At 58.4% G+C, this 20,157-nt stretch carries 20 protein-coding genes; 2 read left to right on the top strand and 18 right to left on the bottom strand.

Annotated elements, in window-relative coordinates; genetic code table 11:
• The first annotated feature begins 24 nt into the window (after positions 1-24).
• Positions 25-486 carry a DUF882 domain-containing protein gene (locus tag WCX49_RS01070; RefSeq protein ID WP_345985733.1) on the top strand — a complete coding sequence of 154 codons (462 nt, stop codon included), beginning with the start codon at positions 25-27 and terminating at the stop codon, positions 484-486.
• A gap of 6 nt (positions 487-492) precedes the next feature.
• Here the strand turns inward: WCX49_RS01070 and WCX49_RS01065 are convergent, their stop codons facing one another.
• The gene (locus WCX49_RS01065; RefSeq protein WP_345985732.1) at positions 493-930 is read right to left on the bottom strand and encodes a DUF4395 domain-containing protein; all 438 of its coding nucleotides are present in this window, start codon (positions 928-930) and stop codon (positions 493-495) included.
• A 223-nt stretch (positions 931-1,153) separates the two neighbouring features.
• Between WCX49_RS01065 and WCX49_RS01060 the strand changes: the two genes are divergently transcribed.
• Positions 1,154-2,005: a M23 family metallopeptidase gene (locus WCX49_RS01060; protein WP_345985731.1), complete on the top strand. Its 852-nt coding sequence runs from the start codon at positions 1,154-1,156 to the stop codon at positions 2,003-2,005.
• Positions 2,006-2,092: 87 nt separating this feature from the next.
• Here the strand turns inward: WCX49_RS01060 and WCX49_RS01055 are convergent, their stop codons facing one another.
• The 17 genes from WCX49_RS01055 to WCX49_RS00975 all read right to left on the bottom strand — a co-directional run bounded on the left by WCX49_RS01055 (position 2,093) and on the right by WCX49_RS00975 (position 20,136).
• Positions 2,093-2,860 (bottom strand): slipin family protein, encoded by a 768-nt coding sequence (locus WCX49_RS01055; RefSeq protein ID WP_345985730.1) that lies wholly within the window; start codon positions 2,858-2,860, stop codon positions 2,093-2,095.
• Positions 2,857-4,128, bottom strand: coding sequence for a nodulation protein NfeD (locus WCX49_RS01050; RefSeq protein WP_345985729.1), 1,272 nt, complete (start codon positions 4,126-4,128; stop codon positions 2,857-2,859). Before WCX49_RS01050 ends, WCX49_RS01055 begins: the two co-directional genes overlap by 4 nt.
• A 130-nt stretch (positions 4,129-4,258) precedes the next feature.
• On the bottom strand, positions 4,259-5,335 hold the full coding sequence (locus WCX49_RS01045; protein WP_345985728.1) for a YeiH family protein: 1,077 nt from the start codon (positions 5,333-5,335) through the stop codon (positions 4,259-4,261).
• A gap of 154 nt (positions 5,336-5,489) precedes the next feature.
• On the bottom strand, positions 5,490-5,795 hold the full coding sequence (locus tag WCX49_RS01040; protein ID WP_345985727.1) for a hypothetical protein: 306 nt from the start codon (positions 5,793-5,795) through the stop codon (positions 5,490-5,492).
• Complete coding sequence (luxS, locus tag WCX49_RS01035) at positions 5,795-6,310, bottom strand: S-ribosylhomocysteine lyase (RefSeq protein ID WP_345985726.1); 516 nt, start codon at positions 6,308-6,310, stop codon at positions 5,795-5,797. Before luxS ends, WCX49_RS01040 begins: the two co-directional genes overlap by 1 nt.
• A 102-nt stretch (positions 6,311-6,412) precedes the next feature.
• Positions 6,413-7,369 carry a thiamine pyrophosphate-dependent enzyme gene (locus WCX49_RS01030; RefSeq protein ID WP_345985725.1) on the bottom strand — a complete coding sequence of 319 codons (957 nt, stop codon included), beginning with the start codon at positions 7,367-7,369 and terminating at the stop codon, positions 6,413-6,415.
• 11 nt (positions 7,370-7,380) lie between these two features.
• Positions 7,381-8,601 carry a 2-oxoacid:ferredoxin oxidoreductase subunit alpha gene (locus WCX49_RS01025; protein ID WP_345985724.1) on the bottom strand — a complete coding sequence of 407 codons (1,221 nt, stop codon included), beginning with the start codon at positions 8,599-8,601 and terminating at the stop codon, positions 7,381-7,383.
• Positions 8,601-8,993: a 4Fe-4S dicluster-binding protein gene (locus WCX49_RS01020; RefSeq protein ID WP_345985723.1), complete on the bottom strand. Its 393-nt coding sequence runs from the start codon at positions 8,991-8,993 to the stop codon at positions 8,601-8,603. The genes WCX49_RS01025 and WCX49_RS01020 overlap by 1 nt, the downstream gene beginning before the upstream one ends.
• Positions 8,994-9,002: 9 nt before the next feature.
• Entirely contained in the window at positions 9,003-9,560 is a 558-nt protein-coding gene (locus WCX49_RS01015; RefSeq protein ID WP_345985722.1) for a pyruvate flavodoxin oxidoreductase subunit gamma, read from the bottom strand.
• Between the two features lie 136 nt (positions 9,561-9,696).
• Positions 9,697-10,347, bottom strand: coding sequence for an HAD-IA family hydrolase (locus WCX49_RS01010; RefSeq protein ID WP_345985721.1), 651 nt, complete (start codon positions 10,345-10,347; stop codon positions 9,697-9,699).
• Between the two features lie 17 nt (positions 10,348-10,364).
• Positions 10,365-11,870: a peptide-binding protein gene (locus WCX49_RS01005; RefSeq protein ID WP_345985720.1), complete on the bottom strand. Its 1,506-nt coding sequence runs from the start codon at positions 11,868-11,870 to the stop codon at positions 10,365-10,367.
• A gap of 67 nt (positions 11,871-11,937) precedes the next feature.
• On the bottom strand, positions 11,938-12,684 hold the full coding sequence (locus WCX49_RS01000) for a carbonic anhydrase family protein (RefSeq protein ID WP_345985719.1): 747 nt from the start codon (positions 12,682-12,684) through the stop codon (positions 11,938-11,940).
• Positions 12,685-12,707: 23 nt separating this feature from the next.
• Positions 12,708-14,027: an OprD family outer membrane porin gene (locus tag WCX49_RS00995; RefSeq protein ID WP_345985718.1), complete on the bottom strand. Its 1,320-nt coding sequence runs from the start codon at positions 14,025-14,027 to the stop codon at positions 12,708-12,710.
• Between the two features lie 153 nt (positions 14,028-14,180).
• Positions 14,181-14,570: a 30S ribosomal protein S9 gene (rpsI, locus tag WCX49_RS00990; RefSeq protein WP_231019738.1), complete on the bottom strand. Its 390-nt coding sequence runs from the start codon at positions 14,568-14,570 to the stop codon at positions 14,181-14,183.
• A 12-nt stretch (positions 14,571-14,582) separates the two neighbouring features.
• On the bottom strand, positions 14,583-15,005 hold the full coding sequence (gene rplM / locus WCX49_RS00985; protein ID WP_345985717.1) for a 50S ribosomal protein L13: 423 nt from the start codon (positions 15,003-15,005) through the stop codon (positions 14,583-14,585).
• Between the two features lie 83 nt (positions 15,006-15,088).
• Positions 15,089-17,803: a RecB-like helicase gene (locus WCX49_RS00980; protein WP_345985716.1), complete on the bottom strand. Its 2,715-nt coding sequence runs from the start codon at positions 17,801-17,803 to the stop codon at positions 15,089-15,091.
• Positions 17,800-20,136 carry a PD-(D/E)XK nuclease family protein gene (locus WCX49_RS00975; protein WP_345985715.1) on the bottom strand — a complete coding sequence of 779 codons (2,337 nt, stop codon included), beginning with the start codon at positions 20,134-20,136 and terminating at the stop codon, positions 17,800-17,802. The genes WCX49_RS00980 and WCX49_RS00975 overlap by 4 nt, the downstream gene beginning before the upstream one ends.
• Positions 20,137-20,157 lie beyond the last annotated feature (21 nt).

The following is a 20,157-nucleotide window of genomic DNA, read 5'->3' as shown; positions in this document are numbered from 1 at the left end:
GCCGCAGCTTTTCCGAGCATTCTCTTGAGTAAGACGGAAGAGTATGAGAAGACGCTTTCGTTCTATAACATCCACACCGGGGAGTCGCTTCGTACCACTTTCTGGGCGGAGGGGAGCTACATTCCCGAAGCGCTGGAGGATATCAACAAGATCCTGCGCGATCATCGTACGGGGACGGAAGCAGCGATGGACAGTGAACTGCTCGACCTTCTGCATGCCGTCCGTACGAAACTCGACAGTCAAGAGGCGTTTCACATCATTTCGGGCTACCGCTCGCCGAAGACGAACGCCATGCTACACAACAATACCTCCGGTGTCGCGAAAAAAAGCCTCCATATGCAGGGCAAGGCGATCGACATCAACCTGCCGGGCCGGGAACTCGCCATGCTGCGCAAAGCGGCCGTCAGCGAAAAGATCGGCGGTGTAGGCTACTACCCCGAATCGCACTTCGTTCACGTCGACACGGGCCGCGTCCGCTACTGGTAACCCCCTTCAACGCCGCGACAGCAGCGGCAGAAACAGCGTATACACTTTACAGCCCACACAGAAGCCGCACGCGGCTTCGAGCAGCGCAAAAAGCCCCATCATTCCCATAAGCCATACGGCACCCGTCCCATAGTCGACAACGGCCAGTACCATCGCTATGACCGCAATGAGCAGCCCGATCTTAGCCGCAAACTTTTTCGGTCCCGCATCAACGGGTTTGGCCGTCATCGCAAACCGCTTGATGATCTGCCGGCTTAGCAGAAAGAACGGGCTCCCATTTGGTCTTCCCAAAACACGGATCGCGAAATCGTATACCAGCAGCGCCAGCAGCCAGGACGATCCGCTTCCCAAAAATGCAGCCGCGCTGAGTACGACCAGCATCGCCTGCAGTCTTACTTGATTTTCATCGATCTTTACCAATGCCACGGGGCAAGCAGCAGCCATGACGTCTCCTTTGAAGCGCCCGATATCTCCGGACGACCTAAATGATTTGAGCGATGATAACAGAGAAAACAACGAATACACAAGTAAATATACCTTATTACTAAAGTATAGTTTACGCTTTGTGACTCCGTCTGTCTAGATATGCGTCCGCCCGCTCCGTTAAATGGGCGCTTTACCCGAAAAGGCCTATACTGTTGAAAGTTCTATCCCGAGAGGAGTTCCTATGCGCTTTGGTCTTTCAGCGCTGTTCTTGCTGTGTATGCTGCTGAGCGCGGACGCGACCGAGATCGCCAACGGCCAGACGGCGCTGATCAGCCTGCCGGCCGGTAGCGAAGCACGCCTGTTTTACGAAGGCAAAGAGATCCCGCTGCTGCGTCACCCCGCCGACCCCGCCAAGCAGATTGCATTGATCCCCGTCGGCTACCGGACCGCCCCCGGCGAAAAAGCGCTGCACCGGCTGACGCCGGAAGGGGACACCCTGCTCCCGCTGCGCATCGTTGACGGCGGCTATCCCTCCGAAACCCTCCAGGTTCAGCCCTCCAAGGTCAAACCCGACCCCGAGCAGCAGAAACGCGTTTCCAGGGAGTACAGCGAGGCGATGAAGATCTACGGGAACTTCACGCCGAAACGCTACTGGTCCGCCCCCTTTGCCATGCCGATGCAAAGTAACGTCACCAGTAACTTCGGCACGGCAAGGCTCTTCAACGGCAGCCTCAAAAGTTTCCACTCCGGCACCGACTTCCGTGCCACAACCGGCACCCCCGTCGATGCCGTCAATGACGGTGTCGTCGTCCTTGCCAAAGAGCGCTATTATGCGGGAAACTCCGTTCTCATCGATCACGGGGAGGGACTTTACAGCTGCTACTACCACCTCAGCCGCATCGATGTCAAGGTCGGGGAGCAGGTCATCAAGGGCGAGCAGGTCGGACTCAGCGGCAGTACCGGCCGCGTGACCGGCCCCCATCTGCATTTTGCCGTCATGCTGCAGGGCATCCAGGTTGACCCGATGCAGCTGCTCTCTACCCTCAATGCACTCTTCGATGCCCCCAAACCGGAACACGCTTCAAGCCGCTAGTATCCGTCGGCACACTTCGCTTAAAAGGCGTCACCCCTTTCAGCTATCTTCCCTTATGGTGTCGCCGATCCGAAGAGCGGACGCATATTAGGCATCATGCTCACGCGTGCTCCCCGCTCCGCCGAAGAAATGCTTCAATTCCGTCGGAAAAGGGAACACAAGTGTATTGGTCCTGTCGCCGGAAACATCGCTGAGCGTCTGCAGGTAACGAAGCTGTATGCCCTGGGGATTCTGGCTGAGGATATTCGCCGCTTCAAGCAAATTCCGGCTCGCCTCGAGCTCCCCTTTGGCGTTGATGACCTTCGCACGGCGTTCGCGCTCGGCCTCGGCCTGCTTGGCAATGGCACGGACCATGCTCTCATCGAGATCGATATGTTTGATCTCAACATTGGAGATCTTGATGCCCCAGGCGTCCGTCTGTTTGTCAAGGATCTCCTGGATATCGCTGTTGAGGCGTTCGCGTTCGGCCAGCATTTCATCAAGTTCGTGGCCGCCGAGCACGGAGCGCAGCGTCGTCTGTGCCAACTGGCTCGTCGCGGCGTGGAAATCCTCCACCTGGATAATCGCCTTTTCCGGGTCGACGACGCGAAAGTAGACGACGGCGTTGACATGGACGGAGACGTTATCGTGCGAGATCACGTCCTGCGTCGGGACATCCAATACAATCGTACGGAGGTCCACACGGACCATCTGCTGCACAAACGGGATCAAGATAATAAGCCCCGGTCCCTTGACGCCGCTAAAGCGTCCCAGCGTAAAAACAACTCCGCGCTGGTATTCGCGCAGAATGCGGATGGCCGTGGCCAGCAAGGCGACGATAAGAATCACGGTATAAAGGGCGGTCATGGTGATCATGGTTTCTCCTTCGGTGGATTGAGGTGCAGGGTCAGCCCCGAAACGGCGGTGACCGTTGCGTGTGCGCCGACATCGAGCGGCCCGTCAGACTCGGCATACCACCGCTCGCCGTGACAGCGCACCCAGTAGCCGCCACGCGTCGTCTCCAGCACTTCCGCGTCCATGCCGACCATCTCCTCGCGCCCCGTAACCACACGGCGTCCGCGCGACGTGAGCAGCATCCGGACAACGAGCATGACAAAAAGAAGTGTGACTGCGGTGACGGCGATGATCAACGGGATCGAGATATCCGTGCCGAGCGTTTCCGCATCGAAAAGTAGCAGCGCGCCGAACGCAAAAGCGGCGGCACCGCCGATGCCCAGGATGCCGAATCCGCTGACGAACATCTCGGCAATCATCAAAGCGATCCCAAGCAGAATCAGCAGCAGCCCGGCATAATTGAACGGCAGCAGGTTGAGGGCATAAAGCGCCAGCACCCCGGCAATAACGCCGATGACGCCGGGGAAGATGCCGCCGGGATTGAGGAGTTCGAAAAAAATGCCGTACAGCGCAAGCATCAAGAGCACCAGTGCGATGTTCGGGTCGGTGATGACGGCAAGAAAACGCGTTTTCCAATCGGCCTCGTACGGCACGAGCTGCGCGTTTGCCGTTTGCAGGACAACCATCTGCCCCTCCATGTCGACCCGCCGTCCATCGAGCTGCCGGAGCAGGTCGTCCCGGTCTGTCGCCAGGATGTCGATCACTCCCATTTGCAGCGCGGCCCCCGCTGAAAGGCTTTCAGCATTTTCGACCGCCCGCTCGCCCCAGCTTGCATTGCGGTCACGCAGTTCGGCCAGGCTCTTGATATACGCCCTCGTGTCGTTCAGGGCTTTGCGCAACGGAACCGCGGACTCACCCGTCTCTTTCTGTCCCGGCATCAGGCCGATCGGCGTTGCCGCGCCGAGATTCGTGCCGGGCGCCATAGCCGCAATATGGGCCGCATAGACCAAAAAGGTACCGGCACTCGCTGCGTGCGCCCCCTTGGGCGCCACATAGACGACAACCGGTACGGCACTTCCCAAAATCGCCTGGACCATTTCGCGCGTTGAGGTGAGCAGCCCTCCGGGCGTATCCAGCTCCACCAACACGATCGCCGCCTGTTGTCGCTGCGCTGCGGCAAGCCCCTTTTCAAGATAGCTGCTGCTGGCCGGCCCGATCGCCCCGCTGATTTCAAGCAACGAGACCGGTACGGCCGACAGCAGGGTGTACAGCAGAACCGAGAAAAGCATGAGCTTGCGCATCGCTCTGTCTTCAGATGGATTTTGTTTGATGATAACTCAGCGCGGAAAGAATGTCAAGGAGACGGTCTGCAATGAGAACGTCGCAGAAGGGTGCGGACGCGCACGCCCGGTTGTGCGATCAGATGAGGGCAACGACCGCTTTGGTGATGAAGTAACCGCCGACAACGAGCCAGACGAACATAGCACCGGCAGCGTAGATCGGCTTGAGGCCGAGACCTTTGAACTTCGCGAAGCGTGTTCCCATCCCGAGCGCCGTCATCGCCATGGTGAGCAGGAAGGTGTCGATCTCGTTGACATAGGCGATCGTCGTGGTAATCATCGCCGCGACCGCTTCGCTCGCGTCGCCGTGAACGTAGCCATGGATCAGGGAGTTGACCCCCGCCATTCCCACGAAGTAGACGGCGAACCAGGGGATGACCAGCTTGATGACGCCGCCCTCGCCGCCGCTTTTCTTCGCGGCGTAGGAGAGGTAGATCCCCAGCAGGATCAGCATCGGGGCGATCATGATGACACGGGTCATCTTGACGATAACAGCGGCATCGCTCGCCTCGGTACCGTACGCACCGCCGACGGCAACGACCTGCGCAACCTCGTGGATCGTACCGCCGACATAGATACCGAACTCGCGCGGTGTCATATCAAAGACGCCGGCGCTGTAGAGTGCCGGGTAGAGGAACATGGCGATCGTACCGAACAAGACGACCATGGAGACGGCGATGGCCGCTTTATGCTCTTCGGCTTTGAGGACCGGTTCCGTCGCCAGGACTGCCGCCGCACCGCAGACGGAGGCACCCGATGCCGTCAGCATCGCCGTATCACGGTCGAGACCGAAGATCTTGTTCCCCAGCCAGGTCCCGAGGATAAACGTCGAGCCCAGCATGATCAGCGAGACCATGAACCCTTCCATACCCACCTCGGCGATCTGCTGGAAAGTGATGCGGAAACCGTAGAAAACGATGGCGAAACGGAGGATCTTTTTGCCGGAGAAGACGATCCCGCTCTCCCACGCTTCCGGGAAGTGGTTATGCAGCGTATTCGCGTAAAAGATACCGATCACGATACCGACGACCAGCGGGGAGATCCCCAGCTTCGCTACCGGTGCCAGTGCCGCGATGTAGGTAGCGGCGGCGGCCACGATCGCGACAAAGATGATGCCGCTGAACGTGCCCTTGCGTTTCTCTTTGGAAAAAGCCATATAAACCCTTTTGACGGGCCCTCCCGGCAGCGCTGAACATACGGCGGAACGGGTGGGCCATGTATAATTGGGTGTAATTATACAGTTTTTGGTTTGTTAAGAAAAATAAGGGAATATTGATACTTGATTCAGCTTTTTTGAAAGAAAACCGGCGTCAAAACGCCAGTTCGTGCAGCTCTTTGAAGAGGAAAGCTTCGACGATGTCGTCGATGGAACGCTGCATATGTGCCACGAGCACCATCATCTGCTGTTCGATAAACTCCATCACCGGTTCGAAATCCCCGGTAACGATAATGGCGTCGGGCCACTCTTCCAGGGCGGCATCTTTGTCCGCAAAAAAACGAACCTCGACCACCTGCCCCTCTTCGACATCGATCAGCCCCCAGGTCTTGACCTCGGCGATCGGAACGAGGACACCCTCCTGGGTGTCTTCGCTGTCCATCGGTACCAGCAGTTTCATCAGCAGACCGCCTTTTCAACTTTGGAAAGGTCCAGTGCCAGGGCTTCATTGTCCATGACACCGATCCCTTTTTCCAGTACACCCAACGCAATCGCCTTGGCTTCGTCCAGTGAGTGCATCTTGCAGGTCCCGCACTGGTAGAGGTTAAGTTCAGGAATATCCTCCTGGTGTTCCACGGCGAGCACATCGTTCATCGACGCTTTCCAGGCATCGGCGACGCGAACTTCGTCCGGTGTCCCGATCACACTCATGTAAAAACCGGTGCGGCACCCCATAGGGGAGACATCGATGATCTCTACGCTGTTGCCGTTGAGATGGTCGCGCATGAATCCGGCAAAAAGGTGCTCGAGGGTATGGATCCCACGCTCAGGCATGATCTCCTCGTTGGGTTTGCAGAAGCGAAGATCAAAGACCGTGATGGCATCACCGCAGGGCGTTTTCATCCCCTTGGCCTTGCGCACTGCAGGAGCCGGCATGATGGTATGGTCGACCGTAAAACTGTCGAGTAAAGGCATATCTAATCCTTTTTGATCGGATGAAAATTTCTCAAATGGTAACGTTTGTGTATTGAAGGGGGCTTTAACGGATGGGGTTAATGAGGGGCGAAGCCGTGTCTTTTAGACACCGGCCTCTTCGCGGCGCTGGAGGTATTCCCAGTCGCGGTCGACGCGTGCTTGCCACTCGTCGAGAACGTGTTTGTTCTCCGGTTTGAACAGGTGCTTGAAGCGGCCCTGTGCACCGAGGTAGTCCTTGACAGGAATGACGTTCTTCGGGCGATAGGTGATGTTCAGCTTGCGTCCGTCGATGATCTCGTAAAGCGGGAAGACCAGGGAGTCCGTCGCCAGGTCGGAAACCGCGATCGTATCTTCCGGAAGGAACTTCCACTCTGTCGTACAGGCGGACATGGCGTTGATGAAGACCGGACCTTCAACGGAGAAACCGTGCTGGATCTTCTTGACCATGTCTTTCCACTTGTTCGGAGCGACCTGTGCGACATACGGTGCACCGTGCGCTGCCATAATGGAGAGCATATCTTTCTTGTGCTGCTTTTCACCGTAGCTGACGCGGCCCGCAGGGGATGTCGTCGTGCTACCGCCGATCGGCGTGGAAGAGGAGCGCTGTCCGCCGGTGTTGGCGTAGACTTCGTTGTCGAGAACGACGTGCATGATGTTATGCCCGCGCTCGAAACAGCCGGAGATCCACTGGAAACCGATGTCGTAAGAGGCACCGTCACCGGCAAAGGAGACGAATTTCGGTTCGCGGTCCGGCTGCTTCAGGCGGCCTTTGCGCTTGAGGGCTTTGTACATCGCCTCGGCACCGGCAACGGCCGTTGAACCGTTCTCGAAACCGATGTGGATCCAGGAAGCATCCCAAGACGTATACGGGTAGACCGCCGTACAGACTTCCAGACATCCCGTAGATGCGGAGAGGATCAGATCGTCGTTGGTCGCATTCAGGACTTCACGGACGATGATGGAGTGCGCACACCCCGGGCAAAGGAGGTTGGCTCCCTCGAAGCGGTCCGCGGACGTTGAAAATTCTTTGAGGTTTTTAATCTTTTTCATTTCGCTCATAACTCTTCTCCTTAGTGGAAGCTGATCTTCGGCCCGCGGACCCCGATCAGCTGCTGCAGCGGTGTCGTCGGCTTGCCGGCTTCCGCGTTGGCAAGCAGTTCCGCGTAGATTTCACGCAGGTGGACTTTGGTGAGGTCACGGCCGCCGAGACCGTAGACGTAGTTCGTCAGGACTTTCGCTTCACCGCTGTTGATGACCGTACCGGCCAGTTCGTTGTACAGCATCCCGAAGGTACCGTTCGGTGAGGAGCGGTCAAGGGCACCGATCGCCTTGACGCCCTTGAGGGCTTCGACGATCTGATCGTGCGGCCACGGGCGCAGAACGCGGATACCGATAACACCGACCTTTTTCCCGTCTGCGCGCAGCTCGTTGGAGACTTCCACAGCCGTTTCGACAGATGTACCCATACAGACAACCGCGACTTCCGCATCTTCCATGTTGTACGTTTCAACAATGTTGTATTTACGGCCCGTCAGTTTTTCATACGCATCGAACGCCGCCTGGATCTTCGGGAGGACCTTGGTCATCAGGTCGTTGTGCTGGCGCGCTTTGTGTTCGAAGTGCCAGTCCTCTTCGGTCTGTACCCCGTGGGTGACCGGGTGGTCGAGGTCGAGCATGTCGTTCATCGGCTTGAAGTCACCGACGAAGCCATACGCCGTATCGTCATCGAGGGTTTTGACACCCTGTGCCGTGTGCGACGTCAGGAAGCCGTCCTGGTGAACCATACACGGCAGGCGGACTTCATGGTCCTCAGCCACGCGGAAGGCGATGAAGTTGAGGTCATACGCCTGCTGCGGGTTGTACGCGTCGAGCTGGATCCAGCCGCTGTCGCGGCCGAGGTACATATCGGAGTGGTCCCCGTTAACGTTCAGCGGTGCAGCCAGGGCACGGTTGACAACGTTGAGGACGATCGGCAGACGCATACCGGATGCCTGGTAAAGCGTTTCGACCATCAGGGCAAAACCCTGGGAAGAGGTCGCCGTGGCGACACGGCCGCCCGCAGCGGAAGCACCGATACAGCCGGACATCGCCGCATGCTCGGATTCGACCATGATGAACTCGCCGTCGACATAGCCGTTCGCGAGGTAGTTCCCGTAGTTCTCGACAATCGGGGTGGAAGGGGTAATCGGGTACGCCGCAACGACGTCGATCTGCACCTGGCGCAGCGCCTGGCTGGCGGCCATATTACCGTCCCAGACCTCGACGTCGCGCAGTTCCATTTTATCTGCCATTAGTTCTCCTTCTTCTCTTTTTCCGGCCAGCCGGCAAGTGCTTTGTCTTCATCTTCCTGCTCGGCAAACATCAGCAGGGATTTCGGGTTCGTCGGGCACACCTCGACACAGATACCGCAGCCTTTGCAGTGATCGTAGTCGACGCCGACCATCTTTTTATCCCGGGAAATGATGGAGATATCCGGGCAGTAGATCCAGCAGAACTGACAGTCGATACAGTAGTCCTTGTTGAAGATCGGTTTTTCAATACGCCAGTCCGCGACACTCGCGGTAAAGGAGTTCGATTTGGAATAAGGGCGGTCTTCCTGAAGCGTCGTGGCGATATCGTTGACCGCGCCGTCGAACGAGCGCAGCATTGCGCCGATTTCAAAGTCGTTCCATCCGTTGTTCATCTGCTCTCCTTATTTCACTTCATCGTAGGCACGCTGGATCGCGTCCATGTTCGCATCGACGATTTTCGGCGGCAGTTTGGCAAGAATGCGTTTCATACTGTCTTTGAAAAACTCGATGTCGTACATGCCGGAAATCTTCATGAAAGCACCGAGCATCGGGGTGTTCGGGATAGCCCGTCCGATCGTCTCCTGCGCAATCTTGATACAGTCGACGGTGTACACTTTTTTCCCCTCGAGCTTCGGCTGGGATGCCACCAGTTCGTCCGTGCTCATGTGGGTCGTGATGATGTAAACCGTCTCCGGCTTGTCGTTGATTGTAACGTCCGTCGTATAGACCAATGCCGGGTCGATAACGAAGACGAAGTCGGGATTCATATATTTTTCATGATTAAGAATTTCATGGTCGTCGACACGGTTGTAGGCAGTCATTGCCGCACCGCGTTTTGCTGAGCCATAAAAGGCGAAGGCCTGTACATGCTTTCCGGTCGTGGAAACAACATCCGCCAGTCCTTTGGCGCCGGTTACAGCACCTTGTCCCGCACGGCTGTGCCATCTGATTTCGAGCATGGTTTCTCCTCGGGTAAATTTAAGAACAGTATATGCACAATACTTCAAACTTATTATGACTATTCTCAGATATCGGGTATTCTAAACCAGTTGCTCTTAAATACAGCTTTTCATTTTTGAAGAGAAAAAAAGGGTGTTAAAACGTTACGTTTCTCCCCTTGTTTACGATATATCGTACCGCTTCGAGGGCATCTTTTTCTATAAATGGGGTTAATGAGCGTAATTGCTCCTCGTTATCATATCCGCTTAAAACACCGACGCAACTTACCCCGGCCCGGCGTGCCGCTTCCGCATCGAGACGGGTGTCGCCGATGAGCCAGCTGCGCTCCGGGTCTGCCCCCATCCGTTCCAGGGCCGTCAGCACCGGTTCGGGATGGGGTTTCGCGTGGGTGACGTCCTCACGTCCGATCAGTACCTCGAAGGCGTCCATCACCCCGAAATGTTCCATCAGCTCCCGGGAATAGAGCCCGGTTTTCGTCGTGACAATCCCCAAGCGCGCGACGGCGGAAGCCGCTTCGATCGCTTCGCGTGCCTGCGGCAGGAGCACCGTTTTGAGCGTCGAGATGCGGCGGTAGTGTTCCTTGTAGGTCCGCACATACGCCTCTACCGCCTCCGGGGCGATCCCGACCTGCAGATACATATCGTCGAGCGTATGCCCGATCAATGCCTTGATCGCGGTATCGGTGGGGTGCTCGCCGCCCAGCATGTCAAAGGTAAGGTGGAAACTCTCGAGGATCGCTTCGGTCGAGTCGATCAGCGTCCCGTCCAGGTCAAAAAGAATGGTCATTATCTGCTCCGTCGGCGTCACTCCGGCGCCATTTCCCAATCGATGAAATTATGCCAGATCCCCTCCAGTGCCGGTTCGATCGGGCGGATGTTGTGATTGACCACCGTGATGTCGTCGGGGATGTAGAGGAAAAGGTAGGGGTCGTCATCCGTGATCCGCTTGAACATCTCCTGCCAGATCCGCGAGAGCTCCGTCCGGTCCACCGTCATCTGCATCCGCTCGATCAGGGCATCTACTTCTTTGTTGCGGTAGCCGATGAAGTTGAAGGCCCCGGGCTTGTCGTTGTCGGAGTGCCACAGCAGGTAGGGGTCGGGGGTGAGGGTGAGGGCCCATCCCAGCAGAACCGTTTCGAACTCCCGGGGGAAGACCACCATGTTCAAAAAGGCCTGCCACTCCATGATGCGCAGGGTGACTTTCACCCCGATCTTGGAGAGCTGGTGCTGGATGATCTCCGCCGAGTAGGGACGGATGGAGTTGGAGTTGGAGGTCGCGATCTCGAAGGTGAGCGGATGCGCCTCGTCGTACCCCGCCGCTTTGAGCAGTGCCCTGGCCGCTTCAAGGTCCGGTTCCGGGACGGGCACCTCCGGGTTGTACGCCGGTCCCCCGGGCAGGAAAGGGCCCGTACAGACCCGGCCGTGCCCCATGAAGAGGATATCCACCATCGCCTGGCGGTCGATGGCCAGGGAGAGCGCCCGGCGTACCCGTGGGTCCTTGAACTTCTCGAGCCGGAGGTTGAACCCCAGGTAGGTATAGGTGTGCGAGATCATCTCGATGGGGCGGAAGCGTTCGAAGAAAGCGTCATCGACCTGGCGCTCGTACTGCATCGCCTCCAGGGCGCCCAGATCGATCTGCCCCGCCTTGAGCATCAGAAAACGTGTCGTCGGGTCCGGGATGACGTGAAAAGAGATCCTGTCGATCTTCGGGCGGTGCTCGAAATAGTCGTCATTGGCGACAAGCTCGATCTGTTTGGAGAACTCCAGCTTTCCCAGCCGGAACGGCCCGGTGCCTACCGGGTTCAGGTTGAACCCGCTGCTCATGATGTTGTCGTCGTCTTTGAGCAGGTGCGCGGGCAGGATGCCCATCATCCAGGTCTCGAGCGCTTTGAAATAGGGCTGTTTATAGACGACCCTTACCGTGTGCTCATCCGGTGCCGTGACCGATTCGACCATCCGGAAGGTCGACGTATAGGGCGAGACGACCGAGGGGTCGTTGATGATCTTGTAGGTAAAAAGGACATCCTCGGAAGTAAAAGGTGCCCCGTCCTGCCACTTCACATTGCGGCGCAGCCTGAAGACGACCGTGCGGTTGTCTTCGAAGCGGTAGGATTCGGCAAGGTCGCCGATGATCTCCTTGCCGTCTTTGTCGAACTTCACCAGGCCGTTGAAAATAAAGCCGGCCACCTCGCTGCTGGCCGTATCCGTCGCTATGATGGGGTTGAGGCGCGCCGGGTTTGCCGACGTGGCGAGGTGCAGGGTCGAAGCTGCCAGGAACAGCGGCAAGATCAGCAGGTAAAAAATGCGCATGCGCCATTGTACAGAAGCGGAGATTAGAACAAAGGCTGCTGCCTCCCCATGAGGGGGTGCATAAAGTTTAGTTGGCCTCGATCGTACGGTCGAAGAGCTCCTGAACCGGGCGCTCGTTATCGACGTAGTATTTGCGGAATGCATCGATCTGGTCTTTTGAGGCCTCGACCGGCGTTTTCAGCAGGTACCACTGGACGTTTTCCGAACACGGCGGTGTCGTCAGGGAGCCGATGTAGTGGAAGTAGTGTGCAGTATCTGCCGGCAGCAGATCCTGCGGGTCGATACGGGCCTCGCGGCCGACGTTGCCGATGATATTGTCGAGCATCGGGTTGTTTTTGCCCTCGGTAAAGAAAACGGCGACGACGGCCAGCTGTTTCGTTTCCGGGTTCTGGTGGACCATGTGCGCGACCATGTCGTAGCGCTTGCCGTCGACGGTGTGCTCGCTCTTGCCGTGGAAGTGGAACTGCAGCAGGCGGAATTTCTCGCCGTGCAGCTCGATCATTCCTCCGGCTTTCGGCGTGACCTTGATGGAGTGGCCGTTATCGATGACGTCCGCCGTCGTATGGATATCCTCCTCCAGGTGGAGGACATACTGCGGGTTCAGGGCGACGGACTTGCCCGGTACGATATTGATCGGGGACTGGTGGTGGCCAATGCCGCACGTCTTGCTGAACTCCTCCCAGTGGGCCGGACCGTTCTCCGCGTAGTCCCAGTGCGCTTCGTGGTGCGCCTTCGATTCATGTTCCGCCGCTGCGGAAGCAGTGGCCAGCAGTGCCGCCGTGACCAGGGATTGTGCCAGTGTTTTGAGTGTCATTTGTTCTCCTTTAGATGATGACGTTAGAAGGTGTAATTCGCGATAACGCGGTACTGGGTCAGGCTGTCGAGCTGACTGACGACGCCGTCTTTCGAGGCCGCGGTGTTGTTGCTGACCCAGATCCCCTTGAGCACCAGCGAAAAGGCGCCGCGTTTGTAACCCAGCACGGCGTTGATATCCTGCTGCTCCTTGTCAAACCCGGGGCGGTCGTTGCTGAACTGCGCCCAGCTCACGGTTGCTTTGAACCCGGCGACGCCCGTAAAGTCGAATCCCTGTGCATAGGCGAGTTTGATCCCCTGCGTACCGCCGATATAGGCGCTGTCGGCCTGGAACGCGCTGCCGTAGAGCGACTGGAAAAGGTCGTTGGAGGTGATCATGTTCGTAAAGAGCGGCGTCCCGTCCCAAGGGAGTACAAGCGAGTCATGGTCTGCTTTGCTGCGCAGGACCTTCGTGTAGGCGGCGAAGAAGCTCCCTTCATGGTGGGAAACGGAAGCTTTGAGGCCGAATGCGTTGCTGTTGAGCGTTTTGCCGCCGGTGATCGAGGTGTTGCTTTCAAGGTTGTCCGCGGCGTTTCCGGTACTCTGCTGGTTGATGTACTGCGCGCCGACTTCCAGCATGGCCCCGCTCTCGCCGAGCGCATGCGTGTAACCGGCACTGGCATAGAGTGCATTCATGAAATCGGGGCTGCAGTAGTTATAGGCTTCGAGCTTGGCGCCGTGGCCGCTGTAGGCGATGCTGACCGGTGCCACGTAACCGGCAGTGTGTCCGGTTATCGTTTCCGTATCCGCACCGAGAGCGTGTTCGACGATATTGACGAAGTCATTGGAGGTCCGCTGCTTGAAACGGTCGAGGTAGCCGAAGCTGAGTGTCGCACCGCCCAGCGTCGCCGACGCCAGGCCGCCCTGCACGGTTGAGGGAAGTTCCCGGACTTCTTTCGTATGGATCAGCGGCGTATCATATTTTTTACGGCCGTACCACAGGGTCATCGGCCCGCGCGTATACTGAACGTAAGCTTCCCCCAGGACGGAAAAGCCCTTCGTCGGGTCCGCAGCGCCGCGCGCACCGTTGTCTTTGCCGATAATGGACGTGTCCACGACATTGGGAAGCGCGAAGGGATTGGTCGTCATGAAGGTCGCGCCCGTTTTCAGACCGTAAAGCGCTGCCGTCTCGTAGCCGAGCTGGCCGCCGATCGTATTGGCGTGTGCCGAAGAGGCCGTCCCCGCACCGTTGTCTTTGTCCGTCTCGATGTAGTAGTAGCGGATGTTTCCATAAGCCTTGCCGTCGGCAAACCATGCCGCGATGCTGTCGTCCGCTGCCAGCAGTGAGGCTGAGAGGGCCATCATCCCACTTATTAGATATTTCAATACCAAACCTTGAAAAAAAGTGTGGAGATTCTAACGAAACGGTTAAAGAAATAAAAATAAAAAAAGTTGAATGTTTTGTGAAGGAAAGTACAGAAATATAAAGATCTGCCCCGGGGGGAGCAGAAAAAAGCGTTAACGCTTGGAGAACTGCGGTGAACGGCGTGCTTTGCGTTTACCCGGTTTCTTACGTTCGACGACGCGTGAGTCACGTGTCATCATACCCGCCGGTTTGAGAACCGCACGGAAAGTCTCGTCGTATTTGACGAGGGCACGGGAGATCCCGTGGCGAAGCGCGTCGGCCTGGCCGCCGAAACCGCCGCCGAGTGTTGTGGCGACGATATCGACAGAGCTGTCCTGCTTCGTCATTGCCAGCGGCTGCTTGACACGCAGTTTTTTTGCTTCGAGACCGCCCAGCCAGGCATCAAGGGAGAGACCGTTTACGGTAATCTTGCCCGTACCCGGCGTCAGCCATACTTTTGCGATGGAAGACTTGCGGCGTCCAGTTGCGTATGTTTTTGCCATGATTCAGTATCCTTACTTAGCGATCTGTGCAGTGTGCGGGTGCTCCGCTCCTGCATAGACTTTGAGTTTTTTCAGCATTGCACGGCCGAGCTTCGTTTTCGGAAGCATACCGCGTGTAGCCAGCTTGTAGAGTTTTTCCGGGTTCTTCTCGAGAAGCTCGGTCATCTTGACGCTCTTTGTGCTACCGAAGTAACCGCTGTGCGTGAAGTACTCTTTGTTTGCGACTTTGCCCGCACCGTTGAACTTCGCTTTGGAAGCGTTGATGATGACGACGAAGTCGCCGCAGTCAACGTTCGGTGTAAAATATGGCTTGTCTTTACCGCGAAGACGCGTCGCGACTTCCGTGATCAGACGGCCGAATGTTTTGCCTTCAGCGTCGATCAGCACCCAGTTGCGCTCGATCTGCTCAGGCGATGCAATTTTCGTAAATTTCATCTTGCGACCCTTAGTGAATATAAAAGTGCGAAAGTATACCCGATTAAACTTATTTTTTGCTGAATTTAAGTTATGTATAAGGGTCATACCCTGACGATCTCTACCCCCTCTTCCAGCACATAGCAGAGATACCCCTCCACGGGCATCTCCGTGATCGCCCGGACGGCTTTTATGTAAAAGCCGACCTGTTCACGGTGTTCGGCCTCAAAACGGCGCGCACTCTTGTAGTCAATGACGACCCAGCGCTCCTTGTGCCGTACCAGCAGGTCAAGATAACGCAGCTCCCCCTCATACATCAGCGGCTGCTCCCTGGCGATCTCCCCGTCGACGAGTCCGCGGAAGGTTTCATCGCCCAGCAGGCGGATAACGCGTCGGCGGATCGTCTCGAAAACTTCGGCATCGAGCAGCGCGCCGTAGCGGTTGGTAACGGCGGTCATCGCCGCCTCCAGGGCGTCGGGTTCGAAGACGGCCATCATCTCCAGGGCATAATGCATCGCCAGCCCGAACGTCACGGCAAAGGGCTCTTCAACAGCGGCCGTTTTTTCGGCCGAGACCACCTCCGTCTGCCGCCCGAGGGAGAGCGGCGTATAGGGGATGTCGCGCGGCGCTTCCGGCAGTGCCGGGGCGGCGGCGGCAATCCCCTCCGCGCCCAGCGTCATCGGGGAGAACGCCAGCCGCTCGAACATCGACTCCTTGGGCTTGCGCACGATATAGAGATTTTCCCGGGCCCGGGTAAAGGCGACATAGAGGGCATTGAGCGCATCGTCATCGGCCAGGGTAGACTCCTGCTCCAGCGCCGCGGCGTACGCCGGGTCGAACTCGGCCCTTTTGCTCTGACGCAGGAACAGCGTGCGCAGCGCCACCCCTTCGTAGGCGTAGAGGATCGGAGCCGTATCGGCTTTTTTCCGTCCAAGACGATCGAGCACGATGACATAGGGGTACTCCAGTCCCTTGGACTTGTGGACCGTCAAGACCCGCACCCCTTCCCGCTCCTGGGTGACGGCCTTCGCATCGATACGCTCGTATTCGAACAAAAAGGCCTCCAGATCCCGGAACCGCTCCAGCACCTCCAGGAAACGGATGATGTTCAGGTCCCCGTCAAAGAGCCCGAAACGTGTGACCAGCCCACGCACGGCCTCGGCAGGGGCATCGAAGGCGCGTACGGGGCGCGGCAGCGCCTGCGCTTCGATATCGGCCAGGGCGCAGAAGTTGCGCGCGTAGATCGTCGCATCGAAATAGCAGTATTTGAGGTACTCGATCACCGCGCGGACCCGCCGCTGCGCGGTCAGCCGCGAAGTCGTCTCCGTCACGACGTCGATATCCCGGGCGTTCAGCGTCTCCTGCACGGCGCCGCCATCCTTGTTCGTCGCCGTCAATACGGCGATCTCCCCGGGGGCGGCCCCCAGGGCCAGCAGCCGCTCGACCACGGCCGTCATTGCCTCCAGCGGCGTTTCGTCCTCGACGATCTCCACGTAGCCCGGGCGCGCCCCCGGCTTGGTCAGCTGGTCCTCGTAGCCGCCGATGCGTTCGCGGAAGGTATCGTTGACGAAGGTGACGACATTGACGCTGCTGCGCCAGTTCGTCCGCAGGGAGTCGACCGTGAGCCCGTAGCGCTCCGTCACCGCCCCGAACAGCTCCTTGGTGCCGCCGCGGAACCGGTAGATGGACTGCTTGACGTCCCCGACCAGGAAGAAGGAGTGGTGTTCGCGCACCCCGCTGCCCGAGACCATCTCCTCTACCAGCGGCTCCAAAATCTCAAACTGCAGGACGGAGGTATCCTGGAACTCGTCGAGCAGCAGGTGGGAGATATGGCTGTCGAGACGGAAATAGAGAAATTCCCTGTCGATCCGCTCGCCCAGCAGGTAGTAGACCAGGGCCGTGATATCGTCGAAGCTGAGCTCATTGTCCTCTTTGGCCACGGTGAGCTTCGCACTCTTGTAGAGGTCGAGCAGCTCGAACAGGTGGGCGAAAAAGGTCTGCTCTTTGGCTTGCATATACCCCTTCAGCGCCTCCTGCAGCTGCTGCAGCAGCACGTCCATCTGCGGTTCATAGTGCTTTTTGAAATCCCAGTATTCCAGGGAGGCTTTGGCCGTCCAGGTCTTGCCGATCAGCGCCTCGACGCTCTCCGCTTCCAGCGCCTTGCGCCCCCGGTCACTCAGCGCCTTGCCTTCGAACAGTTTTACCAGCTGTGTATGCAGCGCCATCGCCTTCACCTCGTGCGGGGCCATCGCCTCCGCCTCGAACTGCAAGTGGCGCAGCTGCGGCGCCTTCGCATAGAGGTCGTCTAGCAGCCCGAAGATGTCGCTGACCCGTTTCGCGCTGATCTGTGCCATCGCCACCAGGGTACTCTCCTTCCCCTCGATCTCGCACAGTTTCAGAAAACGCGCCATCACCTTCAGCTCGTGCTGTGCCTCGAAGGTGCCGAAGTTCGGCATGATCCCCGCGTGCAGCGCGAACTTGCGCAGAATCCGCGCGAAGAAGCTGTCGATGGTCATCACCTTCGTGTCCGCGCCCAAGAGGCGCTTCAGGACTTCCGGCCGCCGCTGCAGGATCGCCGCCTCGTCCGTGCCGCAGAGTGCGGCGATCTCTTCCAGTTCATCCCGCTCGTGCAGATGCGTCAGCGCTTCGATCAGACGCTCCTGCATCTCATTGGCCGCCTTGTTCGTAAAGGTGAGCGCGACGATCTCGTCGGGGCTCTCCCCCATGAAGAGGAGGCTGAGATAGCGTACGACGAGGCTGAAGGTCTTGCCGCTGCCGGCACTGGCCATCAGGGCCTGGAAAGGGACAAACCCGCTCACTGCATCTCCCTTTGGCAGAGGTGCGCATAGTCGCAGAAACGGCAGGAAGAGAGCTCCTCGGTCATGTCGAAACTGAAACGCTTCGTATCGCGGAGCATCTCCAGGTGCCCGTCGAGCAGTTCGCGCTTGCGCCCGTGCAGCGGGTCACGGACGATCTCCCCGCTGTTCAGGTCGTAGTAGCCCGCATAGTCGACCTCGCCCAGCTGCGCTGCCAGCAGAGCATAGAACTCCAGCTGGAAATCCGTGGCGTTTTCGACACTTTTAACCGTGTAAAGAGGGTACTTCCCGCTTTTGTAATCGAGGACTTCCAGCCCCTCCGGCCCGTGGTCGATCCGGTCGATCCGTCCCTCAAGCGTCAGCCCGGCATACCCCATCGTCAGCTTCGTTTCGCACGCCTTGACACGCACCTCGGCAAAGCGGTTGATCTCCCGTTCGAAAAACGGCTCCAGCTTTTTGAGCCACAGCTGTTCCAGGAAGCGCTCCAGCGGCGTGCTGCCGCTGTGAAAAGCCAAGGCCTGGGCGACGGCGGCCTTAAGCGTTTTGGCATCGCTGAAAGCCTCCTGCTCTGCATAGACGTCGCGCAGGGCATTATGCAGCGCGTTGCCGATCGCATGCTCCTCCGGCATCTCCCGCGGCAACTCGTGCGGCGCGACGGCGGCGACATAACGGTGGTAGAAACGACGGCGGCACTCCAGGAAACTTTTCAGCGCCGTTGCCGAGAGCGGGCGCACGGTAAAATCGTAATCGGCCTCGATGGCTTCGACAGGCAACGTACGCTTCGGCGTTCGGGAAAAGAGGATATCGGCCCAGGCATCGTCCGCGTAGCGCCGCCCCGTTTCAATGCCCATCTCCTTGAGGAAACGGCTCGGCAGGGTCGTCTCGTTGGAGACGTAACTGATCTCCACCCGTTTGGCGCGGGAGATGAGCTGGTAGTAGAACTGCTTCTGCAGCGCCTCGCGCTCCGCCGTCGTCGGCAGCCCCGCCCGTCCGCGGACCACGGAGTTGATAAAGAGGTCTTTGTCGCTTCGGTGGGGGACGAAAGCGTCGTTGAAATCGACGATGATCACCCCGTCAAACATACAGGCCCGTGTTTCAAGCACCCCCATCACGGTGATTTTCCCGCCCCGCACGTCGTCAAGGCTCCGCCCCCGGACCCGGTTGACGAAGAGGTGCAGCAGGGAGCGCAGCGAGCTCTCCCCCAGCCTCGGGATCAGGCGCTCGAAATAGAAACGCTCTTCGCGCACCACGGCAGCGGCCGCTTCCGTTTCCCCCTCCAGCAGAGCCTCCGTCACTTCCGTAAAACGTACATTGTCGCAGCCGTCGCTGTAGACGCCGCTGACCGTCCGGTACCCCTCGCCGAAGAGCCGTTCAAGCCGCATCGTATTCTCGACACCCGGATGCTCCGCATAGGCCATCAGGGCTTCGCATCGCCGCACAAAGAGACTCTCCTGCAGCCCTTCGCCCATCGCGAAGTTGAAGTTTCCTTCCGCATCGAATCCCCGCAGCAGCGGAACGAACCCCTCGTCCGGAAGGACGACGGCGATCCGTTCCGGAGGGATCCCCTCCCCGATCATCTCGTACACCTTCTGCTTGATAAAGGCCGACTGCAGAATACGCTCCGAGAGCGGCATCGCCTGGATACGCGCGTCATTGGGCAGCGGCATTGTCTCTTCTATACGCAGGCGGTCGAGCGCGATCACGTACTGGAAGCCCGCCTCGGTTTCCACCCCGAGCGCGGAAAGTTTCTGCTGCATTTTGCCGTTATAGGGCGTCGCATCGAAACGCAGCGTCAGCGGCACCAGCGACGCGATCTCCTGCAGCACTTTCAGCTCGAAATTCGTCAGGTACCCTTCGGCCACCACCTCCATGGCACCCTGTCCCTCTACCCAGGCACGGTTGAGCCGGTAGAGCTCCGGGACGAAAATACGGTCGAGGATCTTGCGCTCAAAACAGAGTGTGCGGTAGCGCTCGCGCAGCAGCTTCAAAATCGCGATATGTTCGGCGAAATCCCCGTAGGTATCGGCCGTGTCAAGCGCATCGATATCGACAAGTTCACCGGAGAGCTCTTCGAAAAAACGGAACAGGTAAGAAGCGTTGCGGGTGAACGTAAAGAAGTTGCGCTCGATCTTGAGCTCGGAGAAGGCGTCGAAATCGGCCGCTTCCAGCAGGGTCAGCGTCCGGGTGTCCGGGTCGACGTTCCCGAACCCCTCGACGACCACCGCCCGTGCCATCAGTTCGCCCATCGTCATAAAGCGCTGCAGAAAGGCATTCTGGGTGCGCATCCCGAGCTGCTGTTCTCGGATGGCGCGGGAAGTCGGCAGTACCGTCGTCACAGGGGCCCCTTTTTGCCTAGG

Origin of the sequence: Sulfurimonas sp. HSL-1656, assembly GCF_039645585.1 — a bacterium.
GTDB classification, from domain to species: Bacteria; Campylobacterota; Campylobacteria; order Campylobacterales; family Sulfurimonadaceae; genus Thiomicrolovo; species Thiomicrolovo subterrani.
This window is presented reverse-complemented; position numbering and strand designations above follow the sequence as displayed.